Origin of the sequence: Vibrio sp. 2-Bac 85 (assembly GCF_037546705.1) — a bacterium.
In the GTDB taxonomy this organism is placed as follows: Bacteria; Pseudomonadota; Gammaproteobacteria; order Enterobacterales; family Psychromonadaceae; genus Psychromonas.
Genome location: NZ_JALAAB010000023.1, coordinates 1 through 20465, shown reverse-complemented (window position 1 = coordinate 20465; position 20465 = coordinate 1). Strand labels below are relative to the sequence as shown.

Annotated in this window: 18 protein-coding genes; 11 read left to right on the top strand and 7 right to left on the bottom strand. The window is 37.7% G+C overall.

Going from position 1 to position 20465, the window contains the following annotated elements; all coding sequences use genetic code 11:
- Window positions 1-58: 58 nt before the first annotated feature.
- From ushA to cyaY, 4 genes are all read right to left on the bottom strand, one after another.
- Complete coding sequence (gene ushA, locus MT390_RS18215; protein WP_299668521.1) at window positions 59-1717, bottom strand: bifunctional UDP-sugar hydrolase/5'-nucleotidase UshA; 1659 nt, start codon at window positions 1715-1717, stop codon at window positions 59-61.
- Window positions 1718-2111: 394 nt separating this feature from the next.
- Window positions 2112-2585 (bottom strand): pantetheine-phosphate adenylyltransferase, encoded by a 474-nt coding sequence (gene coaD, locus MT390_RS18210; protein WP_166373108.1) that lies wholly within the window; start codon window positions 2583-2585, stop codon window positions 2112-2114.
- Complete coding sequence (locus MT390_RS18205) at window positions 2585-2818, bottom strand: hypothetical protein (RefSeq protein ID WP_499442578.1); 234 nt, start codon at window positions 2816-2818, stop codon at window positions 2585-2587. Before MT390_RS18205 ends, coaD begins: the two co-directional genes overlap by 1 nt.
- Before the next feature lie 82 nt (window positions 2819-2900).
- Window positions 2901-3215, bottom strand: a complete 315-nt coding sequence (gene cyaY / locus MT390_RS18200; protein ID WP_166373110.1) for an iron donor protein CyaY — start codon at window positions 3213-3215, stop codon at window positions 2901-2903.
- Window positions 3216-3286: 71 nt separating this feature from the next.
- On the opposite strand from cyaY, the gene lptM reads away from it, so the two are divergent.
- The 11 genes from lptM (at window position 3287) to hslU (ending at window position 14970) form a co-directional block, all read left to right on the top strand.
- Entirely contained in the window at window positions 3287-3457 is a 171-nt protein-coding gene (gene lptM / locus MT390_RS18195) for an LPS translocon maturation chaperone LptM (protein ID WP_166373111.1), read from the top strand.
- Between the two features lie 61 nt (window positions 3458-3518).
- The gene (gene lysA / locus MT390_RS18190) at window positions 3519-4781 is read left to right on the top strand and encodes a diaminopimelate decarboxylase (RefSeq protein WP_166373112.1); all 1263 of its coding nucleotides are present in this window, start codon (window positions 3519-3521) and stop codon (window positions 4779-4781) included.
- A 75-nt stretch (window positions 4782-4856) separates the two neighbouring features.
- Entirely contained in the window at window positions 4857-5684 is an 828-nt protein-coding gene (dapF, locus tag MT390_RS18185; RefSeq protein ID WP_499442575.1) for a diaminopimelate epimerase, read from the top strand.
- 141 nt (window positions 5685-5825) lie between these two features.
- On the top strand, window positions 5826-6725 hold the full coding sequence (gene xerC / locus MT390_RS18180) for a tyrosine recombinase XerC (RefSeq protein ID WP_299668548.1): 900 nt from the start codon (window positions 5826-5828) through the stop codon (window positions 6723-6725).
- Window positions 6726-6745: 20 nt separating this feature from the next.
- Window positions 6746-7453, top strand: a complete 708-nt coding sequence (locus tag MT390_RS18175) for an HAD-IA family hydrolase (RefSeq protein WP_499442572.1) — start codon at window positions 6746-6748, stop codon at window positions 7451-7453.
- A 162-nt stretch (window positions 7454-7615) separates the two neighbouring features.
- A complete protein-coding gene (gene uvrD, locus MT390_RS18170) occupies window positions 7616-9781 on the top strand; it encodes a DNA helicase II (RefSeq protein WP_499442570.1) in 2166 nt (721 codons plus the stop codon).
- A 281-nt stretch (window positions 9782-10062) separates the two neighbouring features.
- Complete coding sequence (locus MT390_RS18165) at window positions 10063-10518, top strand: hypothetical protein (RefSeq protein ID WP_166373117.1); 456 nt, start codon at window positions 10063-10065, stop codon at window positions 10516-10518.
- A gap of 138 nt (window positions 10519-10656) precedes the next feature.
- Entirely contained in the window at window positions 10657-12405 is a 1749-nt protein-coding gene (gene argS, locus MT390_RS18160; protein ID WP_499442568.1) for an arginine--tRNA ligase, read from the top strand.
- Window positions 12406-12407: 2 nt separating this feature from the next.
- Window positions 12408-12929, top strand: coding sequence for an SPOR domain-containing protein (locus tag MT390_RS18155; RefSeq protein WP_166373119.1), 522 nt, complete (start codon window positions 12408-12410; stop codon window positions 12927-12929).
- 137 nt (window positions 12930-13066) lie between these two features.
- Window positions 13067-13615 carry an ATP-dependent protease subunit HslV gene (hslV, locus tag MT390_RS18150; RefSeq protein ID WP_166373120.1) on the top strand — a complete coding sequence of 183 codons (549 nt, stop codon included), beginning with the start codon at window positions 13067-13069 and terminating at the stop codon, window positions 13613-13615.
- Window positions 13616-13623: 8 nt separating this feature from the next.
- Complete coding sequence (gene hslU / locus MT390_RS18145) at window positions 13624-14970, top strand: ATP-dependent protease ATPase subunit HslU (protein ID WP_166373121.1); 1347 nt, start codon at window positions 13624-13626, stop codon at window positions 14968-14970.
- A 156-nt stretch (window positions 14971-15126) separates the two neighbouring features.
- Here hslU and MT390_RS18140 read toward each other — a convergent pair whose 3' ends face one another.
- The 3 genes from MT390_RS18140 to MT390_RS18130 all read right to left on the bottom strand — a co-directional run bounded on the left by MT390_RS18140 (window position 15127) and on the right by MT390_RS18130 (window position 18826).
- Window positions 15127-15660 carry an MltR family transcriptional regulator gene (locus tag MT390_RS18140; protein ID WP_166373122.1) on the bottom strand — a complete coding sequence of 178 codons (534 nt, stop codon included), beginning with the start codon at window positions 15658-15660 and terminating at the stop codon, window positions 15127-15129.
- Between the two features lie 52 nt (window positions 15661-15712).
- Window positions 15713-16855 (bottom strand): mannitol-1-phosphate 5-dehydrogenase, encoded by a 1143-nt coding sequence (locus MT390_RS18135; RefSeq protein WP_299668572.1) that lies wholly within the window; start codon window positions 16853-16855, stop codon window positions 15713-15715.
- 75 nt (window positions 16856-16930) lie between these two features.
- Entirely contained in the window at window positions 16931-18826 is a 1896-nt protein-coding gene (locus MT390_RS18130) for a PTS mannitol transporter subunit IICBA (protein ID WP_166373124.1), read from the bottom strand.
- Window positions 18827-20465: the final 1639 nt, after the last annotated feature.

The following is a 20465-nucleotide window of genomic DNA, read 5'->3' as shown; positions in this document are numbered from 1 at the left end:
CAGACACTGTAAATAATTCAGCTGCGCAACAAGGCCTTTTATAATCTATCTGAATAAATTATTTATAGTTAATTTCACCTGCAGCATCATAATCAGAAACGTTTAGAGGAGTATGCGACTCAAGGTAGTCTTTTAATACCTCAGCATCTACAAATCCAGTATTTACAAAACCTGCATGATTTGTGATTTTAGGATACCCATCGCCACCAGCTGCATTAAAACTTGGAATGGTGAAGCGATACGTTTGCATTAAATCAATTGCTTTTCCATTGATTTTCACTTCGCTTACAGAGGTCTTACTGACAACCATACTAATGCCATAGAATTGAGCATAGGCACCTGTATCAACAGGTTTAGTTGCAACCGCATTAAGATACTCTATGACTTCAGCACCTTTCATATCAACGTAGGTTAATTGATTTGCAAAAGGTTGTACTTTTAAAACATCTTTGTAGGTAACGCTACCCGCTTCGATTGAATCACGCACACCACCGGAGTTCATCACACTAAAATCAGCCTTCGCTCTTTCTTTATGTGCTTTAGCAATTAATCGACCTAAGTTGGTTTGTTTAAAACGTACCACATTGCGGTCACCTTCAAGTTTGCCATTAATTTCTGCTACTTGGTTATTTAACTCAACCTGACCTTTTTCTTGGTAAGGTGTCAAAAATGCTAATAGCGCTGGATCTTGTGCAATCTGTGATTGAATCAATACACGTTTTGACTCCCCATCCACTTTTATTTTTTTCACTAAATTAACAGGAATTAAGCGGTAATTAACTAATGCTAGTTCGCCATTTTTAAATTTATAATCTGCACGTCCAACATATTTACCCCACTCATGGGCTTGAACAATGTAAGTACCATTTTGTTTGTCTGGTACACAATCATCACCTGGTTTAAATTGACTATTAACAACATTCACTCCCTCCATACAAACCGGTTCCTGTGAATGTCCACCAATAATCATGTCCAGAGCGCCTTCAGGTAGAGAGCGTGCAAGGCTAACATCTCCAGGTGCATTAACACCAAAGCCTGCATCTTGATAATGCCCCATATGCGTTACAGCAAAAATCAAATCGGGTTGTTCATTTTTTTCAAGTTCAACGATAACCTTGGCGGCTTCTATCTTTGGATCTCGAAAGTCAATACCGCTAATGTATTCTGGATTACCAATTTTAGCAGTGTCTTCTGTTGTTAACCCAATAACAGCGATCTTTACTCCTTGTTTAACAAAAACCTGATAAGGCTGGAATAAACGCTGACCTGTTTTTTTATTATAGATATTCGCCGACAACATTGGGAAGTTTGCCCACTTTCCCTGTTTTTCAAGTACAGATAACGGATTATCAAATTCATGGTTACCTAATGCCATTGCATCGTAACCAATCATGCTCATGCCTTTAAAATCTGGCTCTGCATCTTGTAAATCAGATTCTGGCACTCCTGTGTTGATATCACCACCGGAGAGTAATAAAACACTGCCTCCTACCCCTTCAACTTCTTGACGAATTTGATCAATTAAGGTTTTACGCGCAGCCATGCCATATTCACCATGGCGGTTTTGCCAAAAGCGGCCATGATGATCGTTAGTATGTAGTACAGTTAAATCATAGCTTTTATCTGCTTGCCATTGATGTTGTGGTGCAGAAGAGCATCCCCAAAGGGCTGCACTGAAGAGGGTAGCCAATATGATAGGCTTAACGCTTGTTCTCATAATAATTCCTTTTTTATGTGTCAAGTGACTTGGTGTTTGCTATCTACTATTGAAAATGAGGTCGACCACCAGCACCATAAATACTTGTCAGGATCTGAAACGGATTAAAGTAGAGACCTTTGTCATTACAAAGGTCTCTACTTTAATTTTTATAATACCAACATTCCTGAATATGTGATTAAATATTGAGCAGAGAAAATAAACCCATTTCAAATAGAAGTGGTACATTTTAACCAACAATATTAATCAACTAGCAGAATTGGCATAGCTAGGAAGCAGTGTATGCAACTCTTACAATGCTTAACAGCATTGTCATAGAGAAATGATACAAAAAGAGATGAAAGTCCCAAATGAGTTCATTGTGATTGGGACTTTTAGAAAAATAACAGCATTTTTACTGGCGGTCGATAAATGCTTGTTGCACACATGTCGGCGCTAATAAGCTAATATCACCTTGATGTTTAAAGACTTCTTTAACAATAGTTGAAGATATAAAAGCAGTGCGTGCATGTGCAGGCAATAAAATAGTCTCTAATTCAGGATTGAGGGTGTGATTTACTTGCGATAATTGAATTTCATAATCAGCGTCAGTTCCACCACGAATACCACGTATTAATGCCTGTGCTTGATGCGTTTTTGCGAACTCAGCCAACAAACCGTTGAATGGCACAATCTCCACACCATTTAGGTGTTTAGTGGCTTCGGAAAGCAAATCACAGCGGGTTTGCAAATCAAACCAAGGTTTTTTGCTACTATTGATAGCCACCGCAACAATCACCCGATCAGCTAAACAACTCGCACGAGTGATAAGATCAAGGTGGCCATTAGTAACGGGATCAAAGGATCCAGGAAAGACAACTGTATTCATTATTTATCCTCTAGAGATATCTTATATTTTTGTTGCTCATTATCTTGCTCAACCATTGGCCAATAAAACTCAAACCAAGGATCTGATTGATCTGCCCTTAAACTCGCTTGTGGGAACTGAATCGAAAACTGACTCTGCTTAAATGCTTTTAAGGAGGTTGTGATCTCAATATCACTCGCTAACCAAAAGCACACCAAGAAAATAAACGGGTAACCGAAAAAAAATTTAAACATATTTAATGACTGCTTTTACTATTAAAAATGGCTATTTAAATAGCAACTATAGCGAAATGCGATTCAACTTAGTATTCTGAAACTATTCAAAGATTATTTTTTCACCTGATTGCTTGCTAATCGCCGCAGATAAGAAACTTAAAAACTCTGCCCCACTTCGGTCATCAATCCAGAAGCCATCTTTAAAATCATAATGATGGCCATTTTCTAATGTGGCTAACCACACTTGATGTAATGGTTGTTGGCGATTAATAATCAATTTAGTTCTATTCTCAAACTCCAAGGTTAGCAAAGCACCGTTTTGGTCATAATCTATATCAGCACCTGACGCTTCAATGTTATCTTCGATTTTTTGGTACAACATATCCGCTAATTCAAGAAATTCGCTATCCGTCATTTACTTCTCCTTTGCTTTTTACCGATGAAATGCGATTATAGAGGGCTAAAAATATTTAACTAGGAGAAGGTATGAAAAAACTGAATTTATCGTTAATAGCCCTGCTTTTTTCAAGTTTATTGATAGGTTGTGGTATGAAAGGCCCACTTTACAGAGAAGCGCCACCAGCACCTAAAGAACAACCGGTGCAAAACAACGCAACCGAAGCAGATACAACAGATGCCTTAAATACTTCACAATAAAATATGCATGAAGGCAGTGACAATAACCAATAAACTACAGAATCAACAAAAGGATTTCAAATTGGATCATTTTAATTACCATAGCGATGGCCGTCTATTAGTCGAAGACACTGCAATTGAAGATATCATCAAGAAATCAGGTACGCCAGCGTATGTATACTCTCGTGCAACTATCGAGCGTCATTGGAAAGCTTTTGATAATGCTGCGGGCTCTCATCCTCATTTAATTTGTTACGCTGTTAAAGCAAACTCAAACCTAGGTGTACTTAATCTAATGGCTCGCTTGGGTTCAGGTTTTGATATTGTATCGGTTGGTGAGTTATTGCGTGTTATTCAAGCTGGCGGAGACCCTAAAAAAGTTGTTTTCTCTGGTGTAGGCAAAACTGAAATTGAAATATCGACCGCATTACAAGCAGGGATCCACTGTTTCAATGTTGAATCTATCTCTGAGTTGTACCGTATTAACGAAGTAGCTGGCTGTTTAAACAAGAAAGCCCCTATTTCGATTCGAATTAATCCAAATATCGATGCAGGTACACATCCTTATATTTCTACAGGATTAAAAGAGAATAAATTTGGTATTGAAATAGAGCAAGCATCGACAGTTTATAATATCGCTAGTGAATTGCCTTTCTTAGAAGTAAAAGGGGTAGATTGCCACATTGGTTCTCAGCTAACTGAAATTGAACCATTCTTAGAAGCGTTAGATAAACTACTTATCTTAATTGATAGCCTAGCAACACAGGGCATTACAATCGAACACCTTGATTTAGGCGGCGGCTTAGGCGTGCCATACAATGGCGAAACACCACCACAGCCTGCACAATACATGCACGCAATTATTGAACGTATGAACGGCCGTAAACTAAAACTTATTTTTGAACCAGGCCGAGCAATTATGGCCAATGCGGGTGTTTTAGTGACTAAAGTTGAGTTTTTAAAATTAAACGACCATAAGAACTTTGCGATTGTAGATGCAGCAATGAATGATTTAATTCGTCCTGCGTTATACAGTGCATGGCAAAATATCATTCCACTTAATAATAAATTAAACGATCCTGAAACACGTCCAAGTCGTGTTTACGATGTTGTTGGCCCTATTTGTGAAACAGGTGACTTTTTAGGTAAAGATCGCTCACTAACCATTGCTGAAGGTGATCATTTAGTGATCCGTAGTGCAGGTGCTTACGGTGCAACTATGAGTTCAAATTACAACTCTCGTTGTCGCCCAGCAGAAATAATGGTTGATGGTGATAAAGCCTTTGTTGTACGTCAACGTGAAAAACACATTGAACTATGGCGCGGTGAGCATGTTTTACCTTAGTTAAAACTTATGCGCTATCTCAGGGAGTATTAACTCCCTATTTTAATAGGTTTTATTGGTAAAAGTAGAGCAAAGATGAATATTGAATTTTCTAAAATGCACGGCTTGGGTAATGACTTTATGGTTATTAACAACGTCACGCAAAATGTCTTTCTATCTAAAGAGACGATCTGCAGGTTAGCAGATCGTAACTTTGGCATAGGCTTCGACCAATTATTAATGGTTGAACCTCCCTATGATCCAGATTTAGACTTTCATTACCGCATCTTTAATGCTGATGGAAGTGAAGTAGAGCAATGTGGCAATGGCGCTCGTTGTTTTGCTCGTTTTGTTAAACTAAAAGGATTAACCCACAAACGCGTGATTAACGTCAGTACTGCAAAGGGTAAAATTCAACTAAAAATAGAACAAGATGGCAATATTATTGTGGATATGGGCAAACCTATTTTAGAGCCAGCAAAAGTGCCCTTTGAAGCGCAGAAAGAAGAAAAAACATATATTCTACGTGTTGAAGACCACACTGTTCTATGTGGTGTGGTTTCAATGGGTAACCCACACTGTGTTGTACTTGTTGATGATATAGAAACAGCTCCGGTTGAAACATTGGGTCCGTTACTAGAAGTACATGAACGCTTTCCAAACAAAGTGAATGTTGGTTTTTTACAAATAATAGACCGTGGTTATGCAAAGCTGCGCGTATGGGAACGTGGCGTAGGAGAAACCTTAGCTTGTGGCACTGGCGCTTGTGCAGCAGCTGTGGTTGGTCAATTACAAGGCAAATTAGATACACATTGCCGTATTGAATTACCCGGTGGCGAGTTGCGCTTTTTTTGGCAGCTAGGACAAAGTGTGCGCATGAGTGGTCCCGCTGAGTTTGTCTTTGATGGACAAATTCAAATATAAACAGATCCTGTTATTATTTTATAGCGCGCCATCCATAACATTGACTGTAAGGATGCAATGCTAAAACAACGATCTTAAAAAGTGCATGGTTAATTCATTTGAGAATTGGCCTATGCACTTTTTTATTATCTAGGATTGACCATGAGTTCTTTATTACCAGATACACAACGCTATTTATTACATATTGCTAGCCAACGTGGCTTAAGCCCTGTCACTATCAATAATTACCAACGTCACCTTAATGAGTTTATTGCATTATTAAAGCTTCAAAACATACAAACATGGCAACAGCTTGATACACACCAAGTACGCTTATTAGCTAAACAGTTACATCAAAATGGTATTAAAGCACGTTCCATTGCGACCAAACTTTCTGCATTACGCTCTTTTCTAGAATACCTGGTTAAGAACGATCAACTCACCTTTAATCCCGCTAAAGGCGTTGCCGCGCCAAAATTAGATAAACCGCTACCTAAAAACATCAGTGTCGACGATATGGATCAGCTATTAGATATTGATGGCGAAGACCCGCTTACCATTCGAGATCATTGTATGATGGAGCTCATGTATTCTTCTGGATTAAGATTAAGTGAGTTAGTGGGTATTAACTTAAAAGATATAAAGTTATCGGAAAAAGAGATAATGGTAACTGGTAAAGGCAGTAAACAGCGTCTATTACCTATTACTAAGAGTGCCGTTAGTACCATTAAACTGTGGTTAAAGATCAGACCTGAATTTGCGGAAGCCGGTGAAACAGCACTCTTTTTATCTAAACAAAAAAGACGAATTTCAGCGCGTAGTGTGCAAATGCGTATGGAAAAATGGGGGCTACAGCAGGCATTACCAAGCCACGTTAATCCCCACAAATTACGACATTCATTTGCAACCCATATGCTGGAATCCAGTGGTAACCTACGAGCGGTACAAACCTTATTAGGCCATGCAGACCTAGCCACGACACAAATTTATACGCATTTAGATTTTCAGCATTTAGCAGAAGTGTATGATAAAGCACACCCTCGCGCTAAGCGTAAAAAATAACATTATTAATAGGGACAAAAATGAAATTTTATAGACCCCTTCGCCCTTTCAAAGCAATTAGCTTTGATTTGGATGATACCTTATATGACAACCACCCGATCATCATAAAGGCGGAAGCGGACTTCCTTGTCTATTTACGTACAACCTATCAGCAATTAGCAGAGTTAGATGCCCGTAAATGGGGTTTATATAGAGATTTACTGATAAAAGAAAATCCGGCATTACAACATGATGTATCGCTATGGCGTAAAGAAATTATTCAACGCATCATGGTGGTTTATGGTATTGCAATGGTTAATGCTATTAAGTATGCCGATAATGCATTACAGGTATTTCTGCAATTACGCAGTGATTTCACGGTGCCAGAAAAAAGTATTAAATTATTACAACAACTCGCATTGCATTACCCTGTCATCGCATTAACCAATGGTAACGTGAATGTGAAACAGATCGGTCTCCATGATAAATTTCAATTTGTGATAAAAGCGGGCGATGGATTACGTAGCAAACCACATTTAGATATGTTTCAACAAGCGGCATCAAAGTTGGATATCAAGGTAGAGGACATATTACACGTGGGTGATCACTTGATCTCAGACGTATATGGGGCACAAAATAATAAAGCACAAGCAGTTTGGTTTAACCCTAACCATACAAAACTTGAGCGCGCCAAGTTACTACCGACTTTGGAAATGGCCGACCTACAAGACTTATTAGCTATTTTATAGCCTGCTGCTGATCCTTCAGAACAACCGTTCTGCGACTATCAATAATCGTTACCACGGTATTTCAGCAGAGGTTCTTTGGCATATACTAAAATATAGAATATTCACATTTATGCGATGTTTCGGTATAGTTCCTTTCTACTGAATAAATAAACAGGCATTTTTATGGACGTATCTTACCTTATCGATGATTTAAATGATCATCAACGCGCTGCCGTATCAGCACCAGAACAAAATATGCTGGTGTTAGCCGGCGCCGGTAGTGGTAAAACACGTGTTTTAACCCATAGAATCGCATGGCTTATGCAAGTTAATCAAATACCTACCTACGGTATTTTAGCGGTTACTTTTACCAACAAAGCAGCAAAAGAGATGCGTGGACGTATTGCTGACATTTGCCCACAGCAAATTGGTAGTATGTGGATTGGTACTTTCCACGGTATTGCCCATCGTTTATTGCGCTTGCATCATCAAGAAGCAAACTTACCAGAGCAATTCCAAATTATTGATAGTGATGACCAACAAAAGATGGTTAAGCGCATAATCAAAAGCTTAGGGTTAGATGAAAAGTATTACCCTGCAAAAGAGTTGCAATGGTACATCAACGATAAAAAAGACGAAGGGTTACGTGCTAAACATATCGACCCAGGTTTCGGCGTACAAGATAAGCACCGCTTGCAAGTCTATCAAGCCTATGAAGCCGCTTGCCAATTAGCTGGATTAGTCGACTTTGCAGAATTATTATTGCGTGCGCATGAGTTGTTGTTAAATAACGCCGCACTATTGCTTCATTATCAACAGCGTTTTCAACATGTTTTAGTTGACGAGTTTCAAGATACGAATAAATTACAATACGCTTGGTTAACACTATTAACTGATAACAATAATTACCTAACCATTGTCGGTGATGATGATCAGTCTATCTACGGTTGGCGCGGCGCAGATATTGAAAATATTCAACGTTTTTTAAAAGAGAAAACGTCACCCGTTACTATTCGTTTAGAGCAAAATTATCGCTCCACAGGCAATATCCTAAAAGCCTCAAATCAATTAATTCAAAATAACAGCGATCGTTTAGGAAAAGTTCTGTGGACTGACGGGGATGATGGCGAGCCAATCTCCATCTATAGTGCCTTCAATGATTATGATGAAGTGCGTTATGTCACTAGCCAGTTGCAAACATGGGAAAAGGCAGGTAACAAACTCAGCGAATGTGCCATTTTATACCGCAGCAATGCACAATCGCGTTTATTTGAAGAACAATTAATGGCACAGCAAATTCCTTATCATATTTATGGTGGGCAACGCTTCTTCGACCGCTTGGAAATTAAAGACAGCATTGCCTATTTACGATTAATGAATAACCATCAAGACGACGCTGCTTTCGAACGAATTGTTAACAAGCCTAAACGAAAAATAGGTAATACTAGCTTAGATAAAATAAGGATTTGTGCCCGTGAGCAAGGTTATACGCTATGGCAAGCTAGCCAATACTTAATTGAAAACAAACAATTAAGTCCTGCTGCTAAGGCGTCATTAAGTGGTTTCTTAACTTTAATTAACCGCTTTAAAAATGAAACCTCAGAATTACCTTTATTCCAAATGGTGGATCACATCAATAAACACTCAGGTTTAGAGGCGATGTATGAAGCTGAAAAAGGAGAGAAATCCCGTAGCCGAATCGAGAACTTACAAGAATTAGTGTCAGCGACTAAAGGATTTGTTATTCCCGAAGAAGAGCAAGAGATGGAAGAGTTGACTGCCTTTTTAGCTTACGCAGCTTTAGAATCAGGTGATAATCAAGCCGATGAGTTTGAAGATGCAGTTCAATTAATGACTATGCATGCAGCTAAAGGGTTAGAGTTTCCACAGGTATTTATTGTTGGAGTAGAAGAAGGCATGTTCCCTGGACAGCAATCAGCTACCGATGAAACACGAATGGCCGAAGAGCGCCGCTTATGTTATGTGGGCTTAACACGAGCAATGACAAAATTAACGCTTTGTCATGCTGAAAGTCGCCGCTTGTATGGACAAGAAAAGTTTCATCCACCATCGCGTTTTATTAGTGAGCTTCCAGAAGAGAATATTGAATATATTCGTTTAAAAACCCAAGTTCGAAGAGCACAACCCGTTGTACAGAAACCAAAGCTAGCTATCACTCAAGATATTCAGGGGTTCAAACTAGGACAACAAGTGATGCATCCCAAGTTTGGAGAAGGCACGATTACAGCGCAAGAAGGTAGTGGTGAAAATAGTCGTTTACAAGTTCACTTTATGGGTGTCGGTAGCAAATGGTTGATGACAACCTATGCTCGCTTAGAAGTCATATAATCGATGAGAGTGTCCAAGTTAATGGCTAAATAATGCGTATTGCTTGATAACGGCTATGAAGGTCTCGATGTTAATACGAGGCGCTAGCATAACGATTATCGGTGTTGGCGCTTTTATTTAAACGCAATCAACAACGTTGAAGCATAATCAAAACTGTGATTATCATTCGATAAACAAGCAGTTTTGATCTTTATAAGATGCTAAAAAATGAAAACTAATTACACTGGTTTAGTGCCTATTTTTTAATAGTTGCGCTAAGCACATAATACAGGGAGTGAATTATGCGTTCTAAACTGATCAAAGACTTTTTAGTTTATATTGAAGACTGCCATAAAGCCTTAGCCGACCTTTATCAGCGGTTGGGTGAAGAAGCCAGCGACCGAAAAACAAAATTATTATTAGAATACATGAAAAACAGAGAGCAAATCTCTCATCTCAATTTACATCAATACATTAAACTCGCTCCCGTTAGTTTATTAGACACCCTGTTAGATAACTTCTTCGACCAAAGTTTTCCACAACGCTGCAAAGACCTTGAGCTAAAAACAGATTTAGAGTTAGAAGACATTGTGACTTTAGCAATACAATTAGATATGCAATTAATTGAAGCAATGAAAGCGGTTGCTAATAACAGCCCTACTTTAGAAGCAGAAACGGCTATCGGGCAATTAACCAGTAAAGAAGAAGAAATGCTGTATCAAGTTGTTATCGCCAGTCATGAATTTGAGTACTTATAGTTTCATCTGCCGCTAATATTAAAAGTATTCCTGATATTGGACTTTTAAGGCTTGTTATTAACTTCCTCGCTAGTCTTCACCAACGATAAACGGTAGAATCTGACTACTTTATTTGTCGAATCAATTGGTGAGTTACCCATGAAAGCATTAATCCAAACCCTCCTTGAACAAGCAGTTGCTTCTTTACAGACACAACAAATTTTACCTGCCGATGCTCAACCACGCATCACGATTGATCGCACTAAAGACAAATCACATGGCGACTTTGCTAATAACTTAGCTTTAATGCTAGCAAAACCAGCAAAACAAAATCCACGCGCCCTTGCTGAGCTAATCGTAAAAAACTTACCGGCTTCAGAATTAGTGCTCAAAACAGAGATCGCAGGTCCTGGTTTTATTAATTTTTTCATCAACCCTCACTATATCGAAAAACAAATTGATAGCGCTTTTGCAGATGAGCGTTTAAATGTGCAAGTAACTGACACACCACAAACGGTAGTGATCGATTACTCATCGCCTAACCTTGCCAAAGAAATGCACGTAGGTCATTTACGCTCAACGATTATCGGTGACTCAGTAACCCGTACGCTAGAGTTTCAAGGGCATAATGTTGTTCGCCAAAATCACGTGGGTGATTGGGGAACTCAATTTGGTATGCTTTTAGCCTATATGGAAGAGTTACGAGCAAAAGGGGAAGAGATTAATAAAAACCTTGCCAACCTAGAAGTATTCTACCGCGCCGCAAAAGGACGTTTTGATGAGTCAGAAGTCTTTGCTAACCGAGCCCGTGATCTAGTAGTTGCTCTACAAAGCGGTGATAGCGAATGCTTAGCCCTATGGAAAGAATTCAAAGAAATTAGTATTGCACACTGTCAAGAAGCCTATGATCGTTTAGGGGTAAGCTTAAGTTTAGATGATGTGCGCGGAGAAAGTGCATATGATAAAGACTTGTCAGTCGTTGTCAGCGACCTAGATGCAAAAGGTTTATTACAAGAAAGCCAAGGTGCTAAATGTGTTTTCTTAGATGAATTTAAAAATAAAGAAGGCGAACCTCTACCTGTTATTATCAAGAAAAAAGATGGTGGATTTTTATATGCTACGTCTGATTTAGCAGCCATCCGCTACCGTCAATCGGTATTAAATGCGGATCGCGTTTTATACTTTGTCGATGCGCGTCAAGGGTTGCATTTCCAGCAAGTCTTTCAAGTTGCACGCTTAGCTGAGTTTGTTAAAGCAGGCACCTCACTTGAACATATGCCCTTTGGTACGGTAATGGGAGAGGATGGAAAACCATTCAAAACACGTGCAGGTTCAACACCAAAACTAGCTGACTTACTTACCGAAGCAGAACAACGTGCTTACCAATTAGTAAAAGAAAAAAATCAAGATATGGCAGAAGACGAACTACGTCATATTGCCTCAATCGTTGGCATTTCTTCTGTAAAGTATGCAGACTTATCAAAAAACCGCACCAGCGATTACACCTTTAGTTTTGATAGCATGTTAAGTTTTGAAGGAAATACTGCTCCTTATTTATTATATGCTTACACACGTGTAGCCAGTATCTTTAATAAAGCAGGTATCGAAATAAATAGTGTCACTGCTGATGTTTCATTTAGCGAAGAAAAAGAGATCGATCTAGCTAACAAACTGATGCAGTTTAATGAAATTATTGATCAAGTTGGTAAACAAGGAATGCCACACTTCTTATGTGCTTACCTGTTTGAGTTAGCCGGTTTATTCTCAAGTTTTTACGAAGCTTGCCCAATATTAATCGCAGAGAATGAAACACAAAAACAAAGCCGTTTAAAACTAGCTGGTTTAACGGCTAAAACGCTGCAACAAGGTTTAGCTCTGTTAGGCATTAACACATTGGAACGTATGTAATAATGGCCAAGGTAACACGAAGAAAACCTGCTAAACGCGGGGCAAATAAAAGAAATAATAAACGTAAACCTAATCAACAAGGGTTTCCATATATTGCTTGTTTTTTTGCGCTCGTGTTAATCGCTTTTATTGGCTATTTTGTTTTTGCTGTCGATAAACCAGCACCTCAAGTTAAGCCTAAGAAAAGCATGGTTAAAAATGAAGAAGTGCTACCTGAAAAACCCCAACCACAATGGGATTACGTTGATATATTAAAAACCAAAGAAGTAACCGTTGAAATACCTGAACAAAAAAAATCAACTCGACCTTATCAAATGCAATGTGGTTCATTTAGACATCAGGGTGATGCTGAGTCTTTGAAAGCAAAAATAGCTTTTCAAGGGCTAGAAAGTCAGGTAAAAAAGACCGGCAATTGGTATCGCGTTATTTTGGGCCCATACGAACGTAAGCGCTTAGCAGAAAAGCAACGGCATAAACTACAACGAGCCAAAATAAATGGCTGTCAAATATGGTATTGGCGTTAATCATTTTAAAGGAGAACCTAGGTTCTCCTTTTCTTTGCCTATTTCCCCTTGAATTCAATAAAAACCACCCCATTTTATATTTATCAGCCAATAATTTGGCCTACTCATTTAGTTAACAAACAACAAAAGGGTTCAATATGACGACTATTGTTTCTGTACGACGCGGTAATCAAGTGGTTATCGGTGGTGATGGTCAGGTATCACTCGGTAACACCGTAATGAAAGGCAATGCACGCAAAGTACACCGTTTATACAATGATCAAGTCATTGCAGGCTTTGCGGGAGGCACTGCGGATGCTTTTACTTTGTTAGAGCGTTTTGAAGCCAAGCTACAAGCCCACCAAGGTAACCTTGAACGCGCAGCGGTTGAATTAGCCAAAGATTGGCGTACCGATCGCATGTTAAGAAAATTAGAAGCATTATTAGCCGTCGCAGATAAAAAACATTCCTATATTATTACCGGTAATGGTGATGTAGTTAGACCTGAAAATGACTTAATTGCCATTGGTTCAGGTGGTAATTTCGCACAATCTGCAGCCATGGCTTTATTAGAAAATACTGATTTATCTGCGCAGGAAATAGTTGAAAAAGCACTCACTATCGCCGGCAACATATGTGTATTTACTAACACTAACCAAACGATTGAATGTATCGACATTGATGCTGAAATAGCAACAAAAAAATAGGAATACACATGACTAACAATATGACTCCGCAACAAATAGCGCATGAATTAGATCGCCACATAATAGGCCAAAGCAAAGCTAAACGCGCCGTTGCTATCGCATTACGTAATCGCTGGCGTCGCATGCAACTTGATGAAGATATTCGTCATGAAGTAACGCCTAAAAATATTTTAATGATAGGTCCAACGGGTGTTGGTAAAACTGAAATTGCACGCCGCTTAGCAAAATTAGCCAATGCACCCTTCATTAAAGTTGAAGCGACAAAATTTACTGAAGTAGGTTATGTCGGTAAAGAAGTTGAAAGTATCGTTAAAGATTTAGTTGAAGCTGCAATTAAAATAACAAAAGAGCAAGAATTAGCAAAAGTAACTGCAAAAGCAGAAGATTTAGCTGAAGAGCGTATTTTAGATATTCTTATTCCACCTGCTAAAACAGCAACTGAATGGGATGTGAACAATTCAGAAGTTGTTGAAGAAGGGCCTGCGAGACAGTCTTTCCGTAAAAAATTACGAGAAGGAAAATTAGACGATAAAGAAGTTGAAATTGATGTGCCAGCACCACAAATTGGTGTAGAAATAATGGCGCCTCCTGGTATGGAGGAGATGACGAACCAACTACAAGGCATGTTCCAAAACTTAGGTAATAAGAGCGAGTCTAAAAAACGTAAAATGAAAATTAAGGACGCATTAAAAGCATTAATAGAAAGCGAAGCGTCAAAACTGATTAACCAAGAAGACTTAAAAGAAAAAGCCATTTTCGCAGCAGAAAACAATGGCATTATCTTTATAGATGAAATAGATAAAATATGTAAGCGTGGTGAGTCATCTGGCCCAGATGTTTCACGTGAAGGCGTACAGCGTGACCTACTTCCTTTGATTGAAGGTTCAACAGTACAAACTAAACATGGCATGGTCAAAACAGACCATATGCTGTTTATCGCTTCAGGTGCATTCCAAGTGGCGAAACCTTCTGACTTGATCCCTGAGTTACAAGGTCGTTTACCAATCAGAGTTGAATTAGAAGCATTACGTGAAGAAGATTTAGCACGTATTTTAACCGAGCCTAAAGCTTCTCTAAGCGAACAGTACCAAGCTTTATTAGCGACTGAAGGAGTGACCATTACTTTCACTCAATGCGGTATCAATAAAATAGCGAAGTCTGCATGGCATGTGAATGAAACGACCGAAAATATCGGAGCACGACGTTTACATACTATGATGGAGCACATTATGGATGAGCTATCTTATGAAGCCACTGAACGTTCAGGTGAGTCAATTACGATTGATGAAGCCTATGTGGCTAGTATGCTAGATGAAGTCGTTCAAGATGAAGATTTAACTCGTTATATATTATAAAGTAAGCATTTATATAGTATAAATAAAAAGGCTCTGGTACCTATCGGTATCAGAGCCTTTTTTTATTTCATAAACTAGACATTGCTAATAGCATTTAATCAATATCTATTATTAGCGAGTTTAAAGTCTTATCACTACCGTTTTATTAATGAAGTATTAAAAAGGACTTTCTTTATTTAAAGTTTCGCAGAGAGAAATAATTTCAAGCGCTAAGGATGACTTGATCACTTGTTGCTGTCTATCTAATTGCATTTTATAAAAAGTTAAATCTATATCATCTTGTGCAACAGCTACTAAATCAAAAATACCCATATTCATATTTTTAGCTAAATGCAGAGATTTAATGGCATCAGCAATTAACTGATCGGTAAAGTGGTATTCGGCACTATCATTACTGAGTAAATTTTTTAATTTTATAATGCTTTCTATATCTTGATAAATAGGATGAGGTATCACCCCTAAACCAAATAATAGTTTTAAACGAACAGACAACTCACCTAAAGGCCCTGAATTATGTAGTAGTGGACCCACAACAGATTGAACAGCAAAATCATTTTTCAGAAAAATACGTTCAATTAACCCTTGAATCAGTTGTTCAAAGATATCCACTGTAGAGATAAAAAAACCACGAGCAGTCAGGCTCGTATTCAGACATTCTAGTATTTCAGTTTCTTGCAGTTGTTTTGACATAAGCTCAGCTAGGTTAGGTTGTACGAGATAGGATCTCGTACAACTATTTCTTTTAAGCCATCGCTAGGTATAGCTGTTCTATTTTGATCGCTTCATTACTATCCGCTGGTAAACCAGTGTATTTAGACAGTGTTGCAATAAAGCCAATCTCTTCTAATGACGCTTGTAATTCAATTGCTTGAGGATCGTCGCTATTTTTATATTTAAATGCAGCAGCGATACCTTTTAGTAACATATCATTAGCAGTAGCGTATTCAATTGTACCTAATAGAGGTTTAACTAAACGATCATTCTCTCCTAACTTACGGATAGGTTGGCGGCCTACACGGTCAATTTCATCATGTAGATAAGGATTCGCAAAGCGACCGATAATTTTGTCAATGTAAGCATTGTGTGCATCACGCTCAAAACCATAACGGTTAATCAATACTTCACCACTTTCTTGCATTGCTTGTTTTACCTGAGAACAAATAGCATCATCATCAATAGCATCTTTAACTGTTTCATGACCTGCTAATGCACCTAAATAAGCAGTCATGATATGACCCGTATTTAAGGTAAATAGTTTACGTTCGATGAAAGCCATTAAGTTATCAGTTTTCTGCATGCCTTCAATAACAGGTATTTCACCTCTAAATTGTTGCTCATCAACAATCCACTCACTGAAGCTTTCCACTGTCACTTCAAGAGGATCATCAGATTCAGAAGGAGGTACAATACGGTCTACGGCAGAATCCACAAAACCAACTAAACGCTCTGCTTGCTCATGGTACTTTTCATCTAAATGCTTATAGACTTCTGCTTTAAGAAAAGTCGTACCACGGATCATGTTTTCACATGCGATGATATTAAGGAATTGCTCGTTTTTTGCATCAAAACGTAATGCTAAGCCTTGTGCAATTTTGTTAGCGATAATAACTAATACATTAGGGCCAACGGCTGTAGTGATTAAATCTGTTTCACTGATAAGAGCAACTAACTCTTCACTTGTTGAATTAATTGCATTAACACCAGAAACAACTTCTGTTTTACATTCTGCACCAACTACTTTTACATTGTAAGTATTCAGTGTATTTAGCAAATTAATAACTTTTTCATCGACATCAGCAAAAGTAACTTTTATGCCAGCATCTGCTAATAATTTACCAATAAAGCCACGGCCAATATTACCCGCGCCAAAATGAATTGATTTCATTGTTTTTTCCTTATGAAAGTAATCTAAAACGAAAAACGCTGGTAAAAACCAGCGTTTTAATTAAGTCTGATTTGACTAACTTAATATACTTAATACTTTTTGAACATCTTTACTATTGATCAATGTTTCGATAGCTTCTGGGTCATCAAGAGCATTAGTTATAGTTGTGATTACGCTAATATGTTCATCATTCTTAGCAGCAATACCAATAACTAGTTTAGCGATATCATCTGCTTCATCACCAAACAGTATACCGTCTGAATATTGACATACGACAATACCCGTTTTAATAACACTTTCTTTTGCTTCAATCGTACCATGTGGTACTGCAATTGATTCACCAAGATACGTTGTTACTAGTTTTTCACGCTCAAACATACCTTCAATGTAAGCTGGTTCTGCATAACCTAATTTTACAAGTTGCTCACCTGCAAATTGGATTGCTTGTTGTTTGTTTTCAGCTTTCAAACCTAAATAAATATTCTTTTCAGTTAATTCAAATACAGGCTTTGCAGTAGGTTCTTCAACAACTGCAGCAGGTTGACTGCTTGGTGCAGGCGTTCCTGATGCTGCGATGATTTCTGCTACTAGTCCATCATAAAGAGTACTGTCTAAGAAGTTAGTTAAAGATAAATGCTTAGCTTGAGCTGCATGCTTAATTGCACGAGGAGTTAAATCTTTATGCGTAATAACAATATCAACATCACCAGGAAGGTTGTTAATTGCACAGTTAGTAACACTAATATTTAATCCTGCGGATTTAACTTTTTTGGCTAATAAACTTGCGCCCATTGCACTAGAACCCATACCAGCATCACAAGCAACAATGATTTTATTCACGTTAGCCATATCTACATTTGCACTACCTTGAGCCGCTGCTGCAGGTGCATTTTTAAGATTTTTCATTTGGTTAGAAGCTTCAGCTAGTTTATCGCCTTCATCTTCACCTAAATCTTTTTGCGTTTTCATTAATAAAGAAGCAACAAGGAAAGATACAGAGGCAGATAAAACAACAGATAAGATAACACCAATTAATGACGCTTTAGGTGTTAGCAATAATACAGCGAAGATAGAACCAGGTGATGCAGGAGAAAGAAGACCAGCATTAAATAATGTTAAAGTGAATACACCAGTCATACCACCTGCAATAACAGCAAGGATTAGACGAGGATTCATTAACACATATGGGAAGTAAATTTCATGGATACCACCAAAGAAGTGGATGATTGAAGCACCACTAGCAGTTTGTTTAGCAGTACCTTTACCAAATACCATGTATGCAAGTAATAAACCTAAACCAGGACCAGGGTTTGCTTCAATTAAGAAGAAAATAGATTGACCTAATTCAGTAGATTGTTGAATACCTAATGGCGAGAAGATACCGTGGTTGATTGCATTATTTAAGAATAATATTTTAGCTGGTTCAACAAAAATAGAAGTAAGAGGTAATAAACCTGCTTGAACTAAGAAGTTTACACCGGCAGCAAGACCTTCAGAAAGAACGAAAACAGCTGGACCGATTAAGTAGTAAGAAAGAATAGCTAAGATCATCCCGATAATACCAGATGAGAAGTTATTCACTAACATTTCAAAACCGCTCTTAATTTTACCGTGAACAGCTTTATCAAATTTACTGATTGCCCAGCCACCTAAAGGACCAACAATCATTGCACCGAGGAACATTGGAATTTCAGTACCAACGATAACACCCATTGTAGTAATCGCACCAACTACAGCACCACGATCACCACCAACTAATTTACCACCGGTGTAACCGATTAATAAAGGAAGAAGGAATTTAATCATTGGGCCAACTAAAGCAGCTAGACCTTCATTAGGGAACCAACCTGTTGGTATAAATAGTGCTGTAATAAAACCCCAGGCAATAAATGCCCCAATATTTGGCATAACCATGTTTGATAGGAACCTACCAAAGTTTTGTACTCTGATTTTACTCTCGGATGATATCATGTCATTTCCCCGTTCAATTTTATTATAAGTAATGTTAAGTAACAGTTAATTAAAAACCGTTATATTCCGTTTGATACAATTAATTTAGCACATTCAAAAAAATATAAAACAGAGCCTCACTTCATGTGAACTTGGTCACCAAAAAGAAACTAAAATCACAATTTTTGATACTTGAGTCACTTTAATAAGATGTACTATTGCGACAAATTAAATACAAAGTTATCAACTGGCTAAATTTAGTGATTTGAATCACATTTAGCATGACCTGCAAAATATCACAAACGAGACATATGTCTCGTTAAATTGCATTTAAAATGAAGTTACAATTAATTAGAGTGATATAGATCTCTTTATTAATGCTAATATTTATACAGTGTAATTTAATTACATAATTTAAAATTCCAATATCAGTAACCTAAGCACAGCATTTATGATTAAAAAAAATACAGGTAGTTACATTTTTATACAAAAAAAGTCACATGAAAAACAACAAAAAACATGATTAAAATATCAAAACACCTATTCTATTTCTAAAATACAGAACCAAAATGACCCAGCGATTTTTACTTATCCATCGGGATAATCTACATATAATTAATAATGTAATACAAAATAGTTATTCACTATTAGAGCCATAAACAAAAAGAATATCTATCGATCTAATACAAGCTTTACACTGAGATTTAATATCAGCCAATTGTTACTGTAAAACTTAGTGATGCACCTACATTTGTAAAACTATTCAAACACCCAGAAAGATTATCACTAAGGTCCTAAAACAAAATTTTTGGTATCAGTCAGGTCTGAATGATATGAATAATTGGTATTAGGTATATGACTGCAGTGTAAATAGATGCTGTTTTCACATTATTAAAAAGAATTTAATTATCAATAAAGCACTAAAAAATAACCCCTACGCATCATATTTTTTACTCTTTATCCTCGTAGGTAATTATTTTTCAACCACTAAAATAAAAAATGAATTGGCGTTATTCACTAGCATTTTTCTAGATCCCGAGCAAAATTTGCAATGAAAAAGAGGCGTAGTCATACATAAACTTGCAGATCGAAACTACAGAGCAGACAAAGTATCCCCCATGCGCTAGCAGACCATTTTTCACACAACCCTGCTGACACGATTCAAGGAGCTTATTCTAAATGCGATGAAAAGTAGATGATTTTATTAAGTCTCCATCTGCTTTGAAAAGCACTTGGCAAGAGAAATCGTCGCAGCCCTTCTTTGCTCGCAGAACATCGCTGTATTAAAAAGTCGACTTGCTATGCAAAGGCACTAGTAATGGAAAGGTGTTGCAGAACTCCTCTGCTCGTGAAGCATTACAGCCATAAAAACAATAGGACACTTAAGGATCTTCTCATTTTTATAGATATCAACCTATTCAATAGAGTGTTAGTCGAAGGAAAGTTATCACACTTAAAGATAACGACTGCGTGGCGCTTTGTTTATCTCATGCTCGCTCATTCATCACTAAACAAAGATCTAAAAGCTCCCCTGCTGACGTCAGTCAACAGGGATGGCTCTGAATATTATACAAGCTTGGTTGTTGTGTTTGGTATCTACCTGTTTCGCAGAATGCTTGATGATGGGGACAAATTGCTGTCGGGATACCACAAGGACACG

Bases quoted from the DNA above. Each gene is read 5' to 3' on its own strand.
- MT390_RS18140 (WP_166373122.1), bottom strand. From the start codon at position 15,660: ATGTCAAAACAACTGCAAGAAACTGAAATACTAGAATGTCTGAATACG.
- lptM (WP_166373111.1), top strand. From the start codon at position 3,287: ATGAAAAAACTGAATTTATCGTTAATAGCCCTGCTTTTTTCAAGTTTA.
- MT390_RS18155 (WP_166373119.1), top strand. From the start codon at position 12,408: ATGGCCAAGGTAACACGAAGAAAACCTGCTAAACGCGGGGCAAATAAA.
- uvrD (WP_499442570.1), top strand. From the start codon at position 7,616: ATGGACGTATCTTACCTTATCGATGATTTAAATGATCATCAACGCGCT.
- cyaY (WP_166373110.1), bottom strand. From the start codon at position 3,215: ATGACGGATAGCGAATTTCTTGAATTAGCGGATATGTTGTACCAAAAA.
- dapF (WP_499442575.1), top strand. From the start codon at position 4,857: ATGAATATTGAATTTTCTAAAATGCACGGCTTGGGTAATGACTTTATG.
- hslU (WP_166373121.1), top strand. From the start codon at position 13,624: ATGACTAACAATATGACTCCGCAACAAATAGCGCATGAATTAGATCGC.
- coaD (WP_166373108.1), bottom strand. From the start codon at position 2,585: ATGAATACAGTTGTCTTTCCTGGATCCTTTGATCCCGTTACTAATGGC.
- argS (WP_499442568.1), top strand. From the start codon at position 10,657: ATGAAAGCATTAATCCAAACCCTCCTTGAACAAGCAGTTGCTTCTTTA.
- MT390_RS18175 (WP_499442572.1), top strand. From the start codon at position 6,746: ATGAAATTTTATAGACCCCTTCGCCCTTTCAAAGCAATTAGCTTTGAT.
- hslV (WP_166373120.1), top strand. From the start codon at position 13,067: ATGACGACTATTGTTTCTGTACGACGCGGTAATCAAGTGGTTATCGGT.
- MT390_RS18205 (WP_499442578.1), bottom strand. From the start codon at position 2,818: ATGTTTAAATTTTTTTTCGGTTACCCGTTTATTTTCTTGGTGTGCTTT.
- MT390_RS18130 (WP_166373124.1), bottom strand. From the start codon at position 18,826: ATGATATCATCCGAGAGTAAAATCAGAGTACAAAACTTTGGTAGGTTC.
- MT390_RS18135 (WP_299668572.1), bottom strand. From the start codon at position 16,855: ATGAAATCAATTCATTTTGGCGCGGGTAATATTGGCCGTGGCTTTATT.
- xerC (WP_299668548.1), top strand. From the start codon at position 5,826: ATGAGTTCTTTATTACCAGATACACAACGCTATTTATTACATATTGCT.
- ushA (WP_299668521.1), bottom strand. From the start codon at position 1,717: ATGAGAACAAGCGTTAAGCCTATCATATTGGCTACCCTCTTCAGTGCA.
- MT390_RS18165 (WP_166373117.1), top strand. From the start codon at position 10,063: ATGCGTTCTAAACTGATCAAAGACTTTTTAGTTTATATTGAAGACTGC.